Source organism: Citrobacter sp. RHB35-C21, assembly GCF_013816515.1.
Classification (GTDB): Bacteria; Pseudomonadota; Gammaproteobacteria; order Enterobacterales; family Enterobacteriaceae; genus Citrobacter; species Citrobacter braakii.
The window spans coordinates 3,333,014-3,346,806 of record NZ_CP057147.1 but is presented as its reverse complement, the minus strand read 5'-3'; the positions used below and the strand labels follow the sequence as shown (position 1 = coordinate 3,346,806).

Below are 13,793 nucleotides of genomic sequence, written 5' to 3'. Positions count from 1 at the left end.
AGACAAGCAGAATTCGTAGCTGGAGTGAAAGATTTCGGAAATTAGCGTGAAAAGGGAGCCAAACTGGCTCCCTGGAAGGTTTAACTGGCTTTTTTAATATGCGGCAAATCGAAGGCTTTGCGTAGCGCGCGCACGAACGCTTTATCGTGGCAGATGGTTTTACCCGGGCTATCAGATAACTTCGCCACAGGTTTGCCGTTACATTCCACCAGCTTGATTACAATATTGAGCGGCTTAACCTGGGGAATATCACAGGTTAAACGTGTGCCAATACCAAAACTCAACTGCACACGAGAAGAGAAGTGACGGTAGAGCTCAATCGCTTTTTTCAAATCGAGGTTATCTGAAAACACCAGCGTTTTGCTCAGCGGATCAATGCCCAGTTTTTGATAATGGGCGATGGCTTTTTCACCCCATTCCACTGGGTCGCCTGAGTCATGGCGTAAACCCTGATAGCGGGTCGCAAACTCGACGCCAAAGTCGCGTAAAAACGCATCCATGGTGATGCAATCGGTCAGCGCAATGCCGAGTTGGTCAGGGTATTCATTTAACCAGGCGGCCAGGGCAACGCGCTGGCTGGTGGCAAGCTCAGGGCTGATTTGCTGATGAGCCTGGAACCACTCATGCGCCTGCGTGCCCATTGGGGTTAATGACAGGCGGCGGGCCAGATCGTAGTTACTGGTGCCGACGAACCAGGGCTCTCGCTGCAGGCGTTTAACAATAGCCTGCTGTACTTCACGTGAAAAACGACGACGCGTACCGAAATCCATCAGATGGAAGCGGGACATATCGACATCTTTCGTTAAAGCAGAGAATTCTACTAGTTTGCTTTCCAGCTCATCGAGTGCCTGCGGGACGCCTGATTCGGGCGAACGGTAGCGGTGTACCATCTCGCTGATAACCGCTAGCAGCGGGACTTCCCACATGATCACTTCACGCCACGGCCCGGTTAAGCGGATGTTCAGCTTACCGTTATCATTGGTGACGCAAACCTGTTCCGGGTTATAGCGGAAATCACGTAACCAGGTGAGGTAATCAGCTTTAAAGAAAGGCAGGCCGGAGAGCCACTGGTACTCGTCCTCCTGCAGTCGCAGGTGTTGCATAGCATTCACCTGCTCACGAATAGAATCGGCATAAATACCGAGCAGGTCATCGCCACGGCAACGAAATTCAGCCGCTACTTGTACATCATAGTAGTGGTGAAAAACGGCTTGCTGCATATGCAACTTATAAGCGTCTGTATCCAGCAGCGAGTGCAGAACAGGAGAAGCGAATTGTGTCATAGGTGCGCAGTAGCATCCTCTCACGGGAGCGTTTAGTACAATAAACAACTAAGAAAACCGCTGGAGTATACCTTGTTTAGCGATTTATTGAACCCCGATCACACCATAAGCTGTCTTTCTGGTCGAGGGCAATTCGTGCCGCGTGTTATAAAAATGTAGCAAAAAGGGTGTTTGTGCCTGAAAAGATGAACATTCTGCGTAGCGCGATTTACGCAACAGGAATAGACTGAAGCCGAGACTCTACCAAAGATGCTAAAGGTTTTTTATGACACAACAGCCACAAGCCAAATACCGTCACGACTATCGTGCGCCGGATTACCAGATTACTGATATTGACTTGACCTTTGACCTGGATGCTGAAAAAACCGTGGTCACCGCCGTGAGCCAGGCTGTCCGTCATGGCGCGTCCGATGCGCCCCTGCGCCTGAATGGCGAAGATCTGACCCTGGTGTCGATCCACGTGAACGACGAGCCGTGGGCAGAGTATAAAGAAGAAGAGGGCGCTCTGGTCATCAGTCAACTGCCAGAACGTTTCACGTTGCGTATCGTGAATGAAATTAGCCCGGCGGCCAATACCGCGCTGGAAGGACTGTACAAGTCCGGCGACGCGCTGTGCACCCAGTGTGAAGCGGAAGGGTTTCGCCATATTACCTGGTATCTCGACAGGCCGGATGTCCTGGCGCGTTTTACCACCAAAATTATCGCCGATAAAACCCAATATCCGTTCCTGCTCTCCAACGGTAACCGCGTGGCGCAGGGGGAACTGGAAAATGGTCGTCACTGGGTACAGTGGCAGGATCCGTTCCCGAAACCGTGTTATCTGTTTGCGCTGGTAGCCGGTGATTTCGACGTCCTGCGCGACACCTTTACCACCCGTTCCGGGCGTGAAGTGGCGCTGGAACTGTATGTCGATCGCGGCAACCTGGACCGCGCGCCGTGGGCGATGACCTCGCTGAAAAACTCCATGAAATGGGATGAAGAGCGCTTTGGCCTCGAATATGACCTCGACATTTATATGATTGTCGCGGTCGATTTCTTCAACATGGGGGCGATGGAGAATAAAGGTCTGAACATCTTTAACTCCAAATATGTGCTGGCACGTACCGATACCGCCACCGACAAAGACTACCTCGATATTGAGCGCGTCATCGGTCACGAATATTTCCACAACTGGACCGGCAACCGCGTGACCTGTCGCGACTGGTTCCAGTTGAGCCTGAAAGAGGGGCTAACCGTGTTTCGCGATCAGGAGTTCAGTTCCGATCTCGGCTCACGCGCGGTAAACCGGATCAGCAATGTACGCACCATGCGCGGCCTGCAGTTTGCCGAAGATGCCAGCCCAATGGCGCATCCTATCCGTCCGGATATGGTCATTGAAATGAACAACTTCTATACCCTGACCGTGTACGAAAAGGGCGCTGAAGTTATTCGTATGATCCACACCCTGCTCGGTGAGGCTAACTTCCAGAAAGGGATGCAGTTGTACTTTGAGCGTCATGACGGCAGCGCTGCAACCTGTGATGATTTCGTGCAGGCGATGGAAGATGCGTCCAACGTCGATCTATCGCATTTCCGCCGCTGGTACAGTCAGTCCGGTACGCCGATTCTGACCGTGCGTGATGACTACAATCCATCCACTGAGCAGTACACGCTGACTATCAGCCAGCGCACGCCGGCCACGCCGGATCAGGCCGAAAAACAGCCGCTGCATATTCCTTTCGCCCTCGAGTTGTATGACAACCAAGGGAAAGTGATCCCGCTGCAAAAAGGCGGGCACCCGGTGAATTCCGTACTCAATGTCACCCAGGCTGAGCAGACGTTTGTCTTTGATAATGTCTACTTCCAGCCGGTTCCGGCACTGCTGTGCGAATTTTCCGCACCGGTAAAACTGGAATACAAATGGAGCGATCAGCAACTGACTTTCCTGATGCGTCATGCGCGTAACGATTTCTCTCGTTGGGACGCGGCGCAAAGCTTGCTGGCGACCTATATTAAGCTCAACGTAGCCCGCCATCAGCAGGGGCAGCCGCTGTCGCTGCCGGTACACGTGGCCGATGCATTCAGGGCGATTTTGCTGGATGAGAAAATCGATCCGGCGCTGGCGGCAGAGATTCTGACGCTGCCTTCGGTGAATGAAATTGCTGAACTGTTCGACATCATCGATCCGGTGGCGATAACGGAAGTACGTGAAGCGTTAACTCGCACGCTGGCGGCCGAACTGGCGGATGAATTCCTCGCCATCTATAACGCTAATCATCTTGATGAGTACCGCGTTGAGCATGCCGATATTGGCAAGCGTACGCTACGTAATGCCTGCCTGCGTTTCCTGGCCTTTGGCGAAACCCATCTGGCCGACACGCTGGTCAGCAAGCAGTACCGTGAAGCAAACAATATGACCGATGCGCTGGCGGCGCTGTCCGCGGCAGTCGCGGCGCAACTGCCTTGCCGCGACACGCTAATGCAGGAGTATGACGATAAGTGGCATCATGACGGTCTGGTGATGGACAAATGGTTTATCCTGCAATCCACCAGCCCGGCGAGAAACGTGCTGGAAACGGTACGTGGCTTACTGAAGCACCGTTCCTTCAGTATGAGTAACCCGAACCGAATCCGATCTCTGATTGGCGCCTTTGCGGGCAGCAACCCGGCGGCATTCCATGCGGAAGATGGCAGCGGCTATCAGTTCCTGGTCGACATGCTGACTGAACTCAATAGCCGTAACCCGCAGGTGGCGTCACGTCTGATTGAGCCGCTGATTCGCTTAAAACGGTATGATGCAAAACGTCAGACGCAGATGCGCGCGGCGCTGGAACAGCTGAAAGGTCTGGAGAATCTCTCCGGCGATCTGTTCGAGAAGGTAACCAAAGCGTTAGCCTGAAACGTTGACCTGTCGTTTTGTAAGCCGGATTAGGCGGTAACGCCGCTATCCGGCAAAAGGCCCGGTGGCGCTTGCGCTTACTGGGCCTGATTTTTCTGAATGCTTATCCATGCCGGCGGATCGGCTGTTCCGTTTCGCTACGCTGCATTACCCGGTTTAACACTTCTGCTTCCAGCTCTGCCAGACGCACCGAACCAATCCGGCGTGGTCGCGCAATATCCACCGTTAAATCCAGTCCGATTTTTCCATCTTCAATAAGCAACACGCGATCGGCCATTGCCACCGCTTCACTGACGTCATGGGTGACCAGCAGTACGGTAAAGCCGTGCTCTTGCCATAAAGAGACAATCAGCTCCTGCATTTCAAGGCGGGTTAAGGCATCCAGCGCACCGAGCGGTTCATCCAGCAGCAGCAGACCGGGACGATGAATTAATGCCCGCGCCAGGGCCACGCGCTGTTTTTGTCCACCGGACAGGGCAGCAGGCCATTCCTGAGCACGATTCTCCAGCCCAACTGCGGCCAGCGCGTCCCGGGCCGCATCGCGCCAGTGACCTTTCAGACCCAGACCCACATTATCGATAACCGTCTTCCAGGGTAGCAGACGCGCATCCTGAAACATCATTCGCGTATCCTCCTGAATTTCTGCCAGCGGGGTGGTTCCGGCAAGTAATGCACCTGAGGTGGGAGACTCCAGCCCAGCCAGCAGACGCAGCAACGTGCTTTTACCTCCTCCGCTGCGGCCAACCACGGCAACAAACTGTCCGGCCTGAATATGCAAATCTAACTGATTGAGCACCGTATTGGCGGCGTATTGTTTCGTCACGGCACTCAGTAAAAGCGGCGTGCCTTGGTTCAGGCGAGCGGTATTCATACGGTAGCCTCCTTCACATGGTAAGCCGGGTTCCAGCGCAGCCAGATCCGCTCCAGCCATTGGGCGCTGACGTCGGCAAGTTTGCCGAGCAGGGCGTAGAGAATAATGGCCACCACGACCACATCGGTTTGCAGAAATTCGCGGGCGTTCATTGCCAGGTAACCAATGCCGGCATTGGCTGAAATGGTTTCCGCGACAATAAGCGTCAACCACATCAGCCCGAGAGCAAAACGCACGCCAACCATAATCGAGGGCAGGGCGCCGGGGAGGATCACATGAATAAATAGTGAAAAACCAGACAGCCCATAGCTGCGAGCCATCTCTACCAGACCGCGATCGATATTGCGGATCCCATGCCAGGTGTTGATGTAAATCGGAAAAAGCGTGCCCAGCGCGACGAGAAAGATCTTGGCGGATTCATCAATGCCGAACCACAAAATCACCAGTGGGATCAGCGCCAGATGCGGCACGTTACGCAGCATCTGCACCGAAGTATCCAGCAGGCGTTCTCCCCACCGCGAAAGACCGCTAATCAGTCCCAGCGTCAGGCCAATCGATCCGCCGATGGAGAAGCCTACCAGCGCGCGCCAGGAGCTGATCGCCAGATGCTGCCAAAGCTCGCCGCTGGCGGAAAGCGTCCAGAAGGCTTCGACAACGCCCTCCGGAGAGGGCAGGATGCGGGTGGACAACCAGCCCATTGATGATGCGAGCTGCCAGAGCGCGACCAACCCAACCGGTAAAAACCAGGGTGCGAGGCGCAGTAACCACCTGTTTTTCGGCGTTGCCATCAGCAGGCTCCTTAGCTTTGCGCGATTTTGCGTGGGATAAATTCGTTTGCCACCGCTTCGCCTTGTTGATGCTGGCGCTGCGGCTGCGGAATTTCTGGTATAGCGACATCCAGATGTGGGAACAGCAGCTCGCCAACCTTGTATGCCTCTTCCAGATGTGGATACCCGGACAACACAAAACTGTCGATTCCCAGTGCGGCATACTCGTTGATACGCGCCGCGACCGTCGGACCATCTCCGACCAGCGCGGTACCCGCGCCACCGCGCACCAGTCCTACTCCTGCCCACAGGTTCGGGCTGATTTCCAGTTTGTCGCGTTTACCGTTGTGTAGTGCAGCCATTCGCTGCTGACCAACCGAATCCGTTCTTGAGAAGGCGGCCTGGGCTTTGGCAATGGTGTCGTCATCCAGATGGGCTATCAGACGATCCGCTGCCTGCCACGCCTCTTGCGTTGTCTCCCGGACGATCACATGCAGACGAATACCAAAGCGGATCTTGCGCCCGAGCGCCGCCGCTTTGGCCCGCACCTGTTCAATCTTCTCTTTCACCTGTTCAGGCGGCTCGCCCCAGGTCAGATAGAGATCAACCTGCTCGGCAGCAAGATCTTGGGCGACATCAGACGAACCGCCGAAATAAAGCGGTGGCCGGGGTTGTTGTACAGGAGGGAAAAACAGTTTCGCGCCGCGGACATGAATGTGTTTGCCGTTGAAATCCACGGTTTCACCTTGCAGCAAACGCCGCCAGACCTGAGTGAATTCAGCAGAGGCTTCATAGCGCTCGGTGTGATCAAGGAACACGCCGTCACCCGCCAGCTCTTGTGGATCGCTGCCGGTTACCAGGTTGAACAATGCCCGGCCGTTAGAGAGTCTGTCGAGCGTCGCGGCCTGGCGGGCGGCGACCGTCGGCGAGGTTACGCTTGGACGAAGCGCGACCAGAAACTTTAATCGCTGGGTGACTGGGATCATCGACGCTGCGACCAGCCAGGCATCTTCACAGGAGCGACCGGTTGGGATCAGAACGCCAGTAAATCCCAGACGATCGGCTGTTTGCGCAATTTGTTGCAAATAACCGTGATCGACCGGGCGCGAACCTTCTTCCGTTCCCAGATAATGACCGTCACCGTGGGTGGGTAAAAACCAGAACATGTTCAGACTCATAATTTTTCTCCTGCCTGCTGAGTGGGTTGCCAGATACGCTGGCGAATATCGATTTTTTTCGGCACCAGACGGTTGTCATAAAACAGATCGGCGGTTTGTTGTTGTAGGGCGGCAACAGAGGCGCTGACGGGCGTAATGGTGGTTGGCGGACGGTGATCCAGATAAGACGCAATTACCGGCTCGGGCAGGCCCATGGTTTTAGCCAGCAGAGTAATGCTTTGCTGGCGTTGGCTGAGAGTTAACGCATCCGCCTGGCTAAAGGTATCCAGTACGCCAAGAACAAAAGCGCTATTTTTTTCGGCATAAGGACGTGCAGCGAGATAAAACGAACCGGTCTGCTTGAGGTCTGAGCCGTCTTTCAGCACGCGCACATCACCTTGCAGTAATGCGGCCGAATAGTAGGGATCCCAGATAGCCCACGCATCGACGTTTCCTTGCTGGAAGGCCGCTCGCGCATCGGCGGGGGTCAGATAAGTCGGTTGAATATCGGTAAATTTCAACCCTGCCTGTTGCAGCGCCCGGAGCAGTAAATTGTGGGCGCTGGAACCTTTCTGGAAGGCGACTTTATGCCCTTTGAGCTGCGCAACGCTCTGGATCGGGCTATTTTTCGGCACCAGAATCACTTCGGCTTTCGGTTTGGGCGGTTCGACGCCCACATAAACCAGATCGGCTCCGGCGGCCTGGGCGAAAATTGGCGGAATGTCACCGGTACTGCCGAGATCTATACTGCCGATATTGAGTGCTTCCAACATTTGCGGTCCAGCCGGGAACTCAATCCACGAGATTTTGGTCTGTGGGTAACGTTTCTCCAGTAGCTGATGACTTTTTGCCAGCACCATGCTGACGCTTCCTTTCTGGTAGCCAATGCGCAGGGCATCCGGAGCCGATTCTGCGGCATGCGCCAAGGATGACAGGGACAGCAGCCCGGTTAATGCCAGCCATGGGGTGTGACGCTTGAGCAGATTAAGCATGGGCGGCACCTCGCAGGGCATTCAGTTGCGGGAGTTGGAGATCGCGACGATGCAACGCCAGCCAGAAAGTGTCGAGCGCACTGTCCAGGCGCTGCTGCAGGTTGGGCGTAAACTGCGGTTTATGCTGATAATCGATGACCTGTGAATCATCGGCAAACACGCCGTGCAGGATCTCCTGAGCCTTTAACGCGCTCAGCACCGGTTTCAGCGCGTAATCGACGGCCAGTAAATGCGCCACACTGCCGCCAGTCGCCAGCGGCAAAACCACTTTTCCTTCCAGCGCCCGCTCGGGGAGCAGATCGAGCAGCGTTTTCAGTGCGCCAGAGTAAGCGGCTTTGTAGACCGGCGTTGCGACAATCAGCCCGTCAGCATCCTGCAGTTGTTCGATAAATGTTTTCAGCGCCGGACTGTCAAAACGGGCATAGATCAGGTCTTCCGGGGCAAAGTTGTGCAGGTTCCAGTGAAAGACTTCGACATCCTGGCCGTTCAATTTTTCTCGGGCATATTCCAGCAACGCGCTGGAGCGAGAGGGAAAGCGTGGGCTTCCCGCCAGAGTGATGACGCGCATAATTTTATTCTCCCCTTATAACCAATTGTTTGCTTTTGATTAACATTGATAACAATTTGTGCAGTCTGGCAGAGAGACTTTCTTTATCGAAATGATTTATACGGGATAGAAAAGTTGAAAAATGAATAAAAAGGAGGAAGCAGGAAAACGATTGCTATTTATTGCCGCAGGTCAATTCCCTTTTTGCTCGCGATCGCACATAATACGCCCCCGGTTTGCACACCGGGAATCCAGGAGAGTTCATGTACTACCCCTTCGTTCGTAAAGCCCTTTTCCAGCTCGATCCAGAGCGCGCTCATGAATTGACATTCCAGCAATTACGTCGCATTACCGGCACGCCGCTCGAAGCGCTTGTTCGCCAGAAAGTACCCGCAAAACCGGTTACCTGTATGGGGCTGACGTTTAAAAATCCACTCGGGCTTGCTGCCGGACTGGATAAAGACGGGGAGTGCATTGATGCGCTCGGCGCGATGGGATTTGGTTCCATTGAGATTGGTACCGTGACGCCGCGTCCTCAGCCGGGTAATGATAAACCACGTCTGTTTCGTCTGGTCGATGCTGAAGGTTTGATCAACCGCATGGGGTTTAATAACCTGGGGGTTGATAACCTGGTTGAGAACGTTAAAAAATCGCATTTTGACGGTATTCTGGGGATTAATATTGGTAAGAATAAAGATACTCCGGTAGAGAACGGCAAAGATGACTATCTGATTTGTATGGAAAAAGTCTATGCTTATGCTGGTTATATCGCGATTAATATCTCTTCACCGAATACGCCGGGATTACGTACGTTGCAATATGGTGAGGCGTTGGATGATCTTCTGACGGCAATTAAAAATAAGCAAAATGATCTGCAAGCGATCCACCATAAATATGTTCCAGTGGCGGTTAAGATCGCACCGGATCTTTCTGTGGAAGAACTGATCCAGGTTGCTGACAGTTTAGTTCGTCATAATATTGATGGCGTAATTGCGACTAACACCACTCTCGAGCGTTCTCTCGTTCAGGGAATGAAAAATTGCGATCAAATGGGTGGCCTGAGCGGTCGACCGTTACAATTAAAAAGTACAGAAATTATTCGCCAGTTGTCTCAGGAATTAAAAGGTCAGCTGCCGATTATTGGGGTTGGTGGTATCGACTCAGTAATCGCCGCGCGTGAGAAAATAGCTGCCGGTGCTTCTCTGGTACAGATTTATTCGGGCTTTATTTTTAAAGGCCCACCGTTGATTAAAGAAATCGTCACCAATATCTGAATGCTACCTTAATCACAATCCAGGGCTTTATTTCTGGCCCTGGTTGTTTTATATTCCTTTACTGTTGCTTATTTAAACATTCTGAGCTTTTATTATTAAGGCAATAAACGAAGCGGCAAAAGGATACTGTCGTAATGGTGATGATTAAGGAAAGGAGAGAAACTGATGCGAATTAAACCCGACGATAACTGGCGCTGGTATTATGATGAAGAGCACGATCGTATGATGCTCGATTTAGCCAATGGCATGTTATTCCGTTCGCGTTTTGCTCGTAAAATGCTCACTCCGGATGCATTTTCTCCGTCGGGTTTTTGTGTTGATGACGCCGCGCTTTATTTTTCCTTTGAAGAAAAATGTCGCTACCTGGATTTAGGCAAAGAGCAAAAGGCGGAACTGGTGCTTAATGCGCTGGTGGCGATTCGTTACCTTAAACCGCAAATGCCAAAAAGTTGGCACTTTGTCGCACACGGCATTAACTGGTCGCCAGTCGTGGGGGATGCTGCTTGTGTGGATTTAAGCGATACGGATGAACAGGTAAACCTGTTAGTGGTTGAACCGGGTGAAAATGCCGCGCTTTGTCTGCTTGCACAACCTGGTGTGGTTATTGCCGGGCGCACAATGCAGCTTGGGGACGCGATTAAAATAATGAATGACAGACTGAAACCGCAGGTTATTGCCGACAGTTTCAGCCTTGAACAGGCGGTTTAACTCTCCAGCCTGATTGTCGTTTTGGGAACGCAACTGCAGCACAGAATCGTCCCGTCATCCCCAATCGCTGATTTTTTCAGCGGACTAACTTCGCCTTCCAACAGTCGAATTCGACAGCATCCGCAAATTCCTGCCCGGCATGAATAGGGCACCCTGATACCCTGGTTTTCCAGCTGTTCAAGCAATACCTGCTGATTATTTCCGCGAAAGGTCTGTCCCTGCCAGTCAATAAGTACCGTGGCATCGGGTTGTTGTTCCAGTGCGGTATCATCTGGCTCCGCCGCACCATAAGCTCTGGCGGGACCGGTTGCCAAAATCTCTACCTCATCGCCGACGCGAATAACGCCACTGTTGCGTGCGATAAGATTCTGGCCGAAATCAACGTCGCCGTTATCCACCGCTGTCCGGAAGGTTTGCAGCGTGGCGAGCGGCTCGCCAGACGGATGTTTCTGGCCTTTTTCTGGGCTAACGGTAGTGAAAATGCAGCGGCTACAGGGTTTTGCCACATCAAAAATGACGTCGCCAATGCGAATCACTTTCCAGGTGTCTTCTGCCCAGGCGTCAGCCCCCGAAACCACCAGATTGGGGCGAAACTGTTCTATTTTGACGCTTGCTGGACAGCGCTGTTGCACATCGCGCAGAGATGCTTCGTTGGCCAGCAGGTAGGGATAACCATCGGCGAAGGACAAAGGAACATCAGCGTGGCGCTTCACCCGGCGTGTCAGTTGCGGACCCACCCAGCGCAACTGCACGTCACGGGAGAAAAAGCTGCTCAGCCACAGGTTGATAGCCGCTGGCGCAATACGCGCGGTAAAATGGTTTCCCCACACCTCTGTCGGCGCATCCTGGGTGGCGAAGTCTGCGAATCGCACGAGCGCGCTGCTGCCGTCTGGAGCCGTAAGATGAAGTCCATCGTGGAAAGGGGAAGGGGTAAAGCGGACCATTTGCGGGAACTGTCGGGCGGTAATGAACGTCCCGTCGGGTTCGGTAATCATAAATATACGATCCAGGGCGAGACCGCTCACGTCTGCCAGGGCGTGCGTGAGTCCAATTCCACGCATTGATTTAACCGGATGAATAAAAAGTCGGGTCAACGTTACCACTGCACAGCCCCTTGAACGAAAATAAGCCTTCAACTTTATGACATACAGCCCATATTAGCTATAATGCGCAGCAATTTTCTAGGAGTAAAAGTGACATTATGAATTCTCTGTTTGCCAGTACGGCCCGCGGGCTGGAAGAGCTGTTAAAAACTGAACTGGAAAACCTCGGCGCGCTGGAGTGTCAGGTCGTTCAGGGTGGGGTCCATTTTAAGGGCGACACGCGGCTTGTTTACCAGAGCCTGATGTGGAGCCGCCTGGCCTCGCGCATTATCCTGCCGATGGGAGAGTGCAAGGTCTACAGCGATCTTGATCTGTACCTCGGCGTTCAGGCAATCGACTGGACAGAGATATTTAATCCTGGAGCTACGTTTGCCGTCCATTTTAGCGGCCTGAACGAGACCATTCGTAACAGCCAGTACGGCGCGCTGAAGGTCAAGGATGCGATTGTCGATGCATTTACCCGCAAAAATCTGCCGCGTCCGAATGTGGATCGTGAATCTCCGGATCTGCGTATCAATGTCTGGTTGAACAAAGATACCGCCAGCATTGCACTTGATCTGAGCGGTGACGGTTTGCATCAGCGCGGTTATCGCGATCGCGCGGGTCAGGCGCCGATTAAAGAGACGCTGGCCGCCGCTATTGTTATGCGTTCTGGCTGGCAGCCGGGCACACCGTTACTCGATCCGATGTGCGGCTCCGGCACGCTGCTGATTGAAGCGGCGATGTGGGCAACCGATCGCGCGCCGGGCCTGCATCGCGGGTACTGGGGCTTTAGCGGTTGGGCACAGCACGATGAAGCCGTCTGGCAAGAGGTTAAAGCCGAAGCTCAGGTGCGTGCGCGTAAGGGGCTTGCTGACTATACTTCGCACTTCTATGGCTCCGACAGCGATGCGCGCGTGATTGAAAAAGCGCGTAGTAACGCCCGCCGCGCAGGTATTGCCGATCTGATGACATTTGACGTTAAAGATGTCGCCAAACTGAGTAATCCACTGCCGAAGGGACCGTATGGTACGGTGATCAGTAACCCGCCCTACGGCGAACGTCTGGATAGCGAACCGGCGCTGATTGCCCTGCATAGCTTGCTGGGCCGTACGATGAAAAACCAGTTTGGCGGCTGGAATTTGTCGCTGTTCAGCGCCTCTCCGGATTTGCTCAGCAGCCTGCAATTACGTGCTGACAAGCAGTTCAAAGCGAAAAACGGTCCGCTGGATTGCGTACAGAAAAACTATCACGTTGCAGAGACTACTGCGGACAGCAAGCCAGCCACGGTCGCGGAAGATTATGCCAACCGCCTGCGCAAGAATATCAAGAAGCTGGAAAAATGGGCGCGTCAGGAAGGAATTGAATGCTATCGCCTGTATGATGCTGACTTGCCGGAATACAACGTTGCAGTGGACCGTTACGGTGAGTGGGTCGTGGTTCAGGAATACGCTCCGCCGAAGACGGTCGATGCGCAAAAAGCACGTCAACGTCTGTTCGATATCATTGCCGCAACGTTGTCGGTCCTGGAAATCGCGCCAAATAAACTGGTGCTGAAAACCCGTGAGCGCCAGAAAGGGAAGAACCAGTATCAGAAGATGAATGAGAAGGGTGAATTCATTGAGGTAAGCGAGTACAACGCGCGCCTGTGGGTCAACCTGACAGACTATCTTGATACCGGTTTGTTCCTCGATCACCGTATTGCGCGCCGCATGCTGGGCCAGATGAGTAAAGGTAAGGATTTCCTTAACCTGTTCTCCTACACTGGCAGTGCCAGCGTTCATGCCGGACTGGGCGGTGCGCGTAGCACCACGACGGTTGATATGTCGCGTACCTATCTGGAGTGGGCTGAGCGTAACCTGCGGCTGAACGGCCTGAGTGGTCGCGCTCACCGTTTAATTCAGGCAGATTGCCTGGGCTGGCTGCGCGATGCCAATGAACAGTTTGATCTGATTTTCATCGATCCGCCGACGTTCTCTAACTCAAAACGTATGGAAGACTCGTTTGATGTACAGCGCGATCATCTGGCGCTGATGAAAGATCTGAAACGTCTGCTGCGTAAAGACGGCACGATCATGTTCTCCAACAACAAGCGTGGGTTCCGTATGGATCTCGACGGTCTGGCTGAACTGGGATTAAAAGCACAAGAAATCACCCAAAAAACGCTTTCCCAGGACTTTGCCCGTAACCGTCAGATCCACAATTGCTGGCTGATTACCGCAGCCTGAAAGGAT

General features: G+C 53.4%; 11 protein-coding genes. 4 read left to right on the top strand and 7 right to left on the bottom strand.

From position 1 onward, the window contains the following. Positions 1–80: 80 nt before the first annotated feature. The gene (pncB, locus tag HVZ39_RS16420; RefSeq protein ID WP_047414144.1) at positions 81–1,283 is read right to left on the bottom strand and encodes a nicotinate phosphoribosyltransferase; all 1,203 of its coding nucleotides are present in this window, start codon (positions 1,281–1,283) and stop codon (positions 81–83) included. A 265-nt stretch (positions 1,284–1,548) separates the two neighbouring features. On the opposite strand from pncB, the gene pepN reads away from it, so the two are divergent. Beyond that, positions 1,549–4,161 carry an aminopeptidase N gene (pepN, locus tag HVZ39_RS16415; RefSeq protein ID WP_019076406.1) on the top strand — a complete coding sequence of 871 codons (2,613 nt, stop codon included), beginning with the start codon at positions 1,549–1,551 and terminating at the stop codon, positions 4,159–4,161. 103 nt (positions 4,162–4,264) lie between these two features. On the opposite strand, the gene ssuB is transcribed toward pepN, so the two are convergent. The 5 genes from ssuB to ssuE are packed head-to-tail and all read right to left on the bottom strand — an operon-like array spanning position 4,265 to position 8,516. Further along, the gene (gene ssuB / locus HVZ39_RS16410; protein ID WP_016152467.1) at positions 4,265–5,032 is read right to left on the bottom strand and encodes an aliphatic sulfonates ABC transporter ATP-binding protein; all 768 of its coding nucleotides are present in this window, start codon (positions 5,030–5,032) and stop codon (positions 4,265–4,267) included. Then, positions 5,029–5,820: an aliphatic sulfonate ABC transporter permease SsuC gene (gene ssuC / locus HVZ39_RS16405; protein ID WP_016156130.1), complete on the bottom strand. Its 792-nt coding sequence runs from the start codon at positions 5,818–5,820 to the stop codon at positions 5,029–5,031. Before ssuC ends, ssuB begins: the two co-directional genes overlap by 4 nt. Positions 5,821–5,831: 11 nt before the next feature. Continuing rightward, positions 5,832–6,977 carry an FMNH2-dependent alkanesulfonate monooxygenase gene (gene ssuD, locus HVZ39_RS16400; RefSeq protein WP_016156131.1) on the bottom strand — a complete coding sequence of 382 codons (1,146 nt, stop codon included), beginning with the start codon at positions 6,975–6,977 and terminating at the stop codon, positions 5,832–5,834. Continuing rightward, positions 6,974–7,948 carry a sulfonate ABC transporter substrate-binding protein gene (locus tag HVZ39_RS16395; protein ID WP_016156132.1) on the bottom strand — a complete coding sequence of 325 codons (975 nt, stop codon included), beginning with the start codon at positions 7,946–7,948 and terminating at the stop codon, positions 6,974–6,976. The genes ssuD and HVZ39_RS16395 overlap by 4 nt, the downstream gene beginning before the upstream one ends. After that, positions 7,941–8,516 (bottom strand): NADPH-dependent FMN reductase, encoded by a 576-nt coding sequence (gene ssuE, locus HVZ39_RS16390; RefSeq protein WP_016152471.1) that lies wholly within the window; start codon positions 8,514–8,516, stop codon positions 7,941–7,943. The genes HVZ39_RS16395 and ssuE overlap by 8 nt, the downstream gene beginning before the upstream one ends. Positions 8,517–8,758: 242 nt before the next feature. Here ssuE and pyrD point away from each other — a divergent pair, with 242 nt between their 5' ends. Together pyrD and zapC are read left to right on the top strand one after the other, a co-directional pair. Beyond that, positions 8,759–9,769, top strand: coding sequence for a quinone-dependent dihydroorotate dehydrogenase (pyrD, locus tag HVZ39_RS16385; protein WP_181632703.1), 1,011 nt, complete (start codon positions 8,759–8,761; stop codon positions 9,767–9,769). A gap of 165 nt (positions 9,770–9,934) precedes the next feature. Continuing rightward, positions 9,935–10,477 carry a cell division protein ZapC gene (gene zapC / locus HVZ39_RS16380; protein ID WP_016156134.1) on the top strand — a complete coding sequence of 181 codons (543 nt, stop codon included), beginning with the start codon at positions 9,935–9,937 and terminating at the stop codon, positions 10,475–10,477. Here zapC and HVZ39_RS16375 read toward each other — a convergent pair. Next, positions 10,474–11,580, bottom strand: coding sequence for a YcbX family protein (locus HVZ39_RS16375; RefSeq protein WP_181632702.1), 1,107 nt, complete (start codon positions 11,578–11,580; stop codon positions 10,474–10,476). The genes zapC and HVZ39_RS16375 overlap by 4 nt on opposite strands. 98 nt (positions 11,581–11,678) lie before the next feature. On the opposite strand from HVZ39_RS16375, the gene rlmKL reads away from it, so the two are divergent. Then, complete coding sequence (gene rlmKL, locus HVZ39_RS16370; RefSeq protein ID WP_016152475.1) at positions 11,679–13,787, top strand: bifunctional 23S rRNA (guanine(2069)-N(7))-methyltransferase RlmK/23S rRNA (guanine(2445)-N(2))-methyltransferase RlmL; 2,109 nt, start codon at positions 11,679–11,681, stop codon at positions 13,785–13,787. The last annotated feature ends 6 nt before the right edge of the window (positions 13,788–13,793 follow it).

What these genes read in the sequence shown, in the direction of transcription:
- rlmKL (WP_016152475.1), top strand. Translation starts at nt 11,679, where the DNA reads ATGAATTCTCTGTTTGCCAGTACGGCCCGCGGGCTGGAAGAGCTGTTA.
- ssuC (WP_016156130.1), bottom strand. Translation starts at nt 5,820, where the DNA reads ATGGCAACGCCGAAAAACAGGTGGTTACTGCGCCTCGCACCCTGGTTT.
- zapC (WP_016156134.1), top strand. Translation starts at nt 9,935, where the DNA reads ATGCGAATTAAACCCGACGATAACTGGCGCTGGTATTATGATGAAGAG.
- ssuE (WP_016152471.1), bottom strand. Translation starts at nt 8,516, where the DNA reads ATGCGCGTCATCACTCTGGCGGGAAGCCCACGCTTTCCCTCTCGCTCC.
- pyrD (WP_181632703.1), top strand. Translation starts at nt 8,759, where the DNA reads ATGTACTACCCCTTCGTTCGTAAAGCCCTTTTCCAGCTCGATCCAGAG.
- HVZ39_RS16395 (WP_016156132.1), bottom strand. Translation starts at nt 7,948, where the DNA reads ATGCTTAATCTGCTCAAGCGTCACACCCCATGGCTGGCATTAACCGGG.
- ssuB (WP_016152467.1), bottom strand. Translation starts at nt 5,032, where the DNA reads ATGAATACCGCTCGCCTGAACCAAGGCACGCCGCTTTTACTGAGTGCC.
- pncB (WP_047414144.1), bottom strand. Translation starts at nt 1,283, where the DNA reads ATGACACAATTCGCTTCTCCTGTTCTGCACTCGCTGCTGGATACAGAC.
- ssuD (WP_016156131.1), bottom strand. Translation starts at nt 6,977, where the DNA reads ATGAGTCTGAACATGTTCTGGTTTTTACCCACCCACGGTGACGGTCAT.
- pepN (WP_019076406.1), top strand. Translation starts at nt 1,549, where the DNA reads ATGACACAACAGCCACAAGCCAAATACCGTCACGACTATCGTGCGCCG.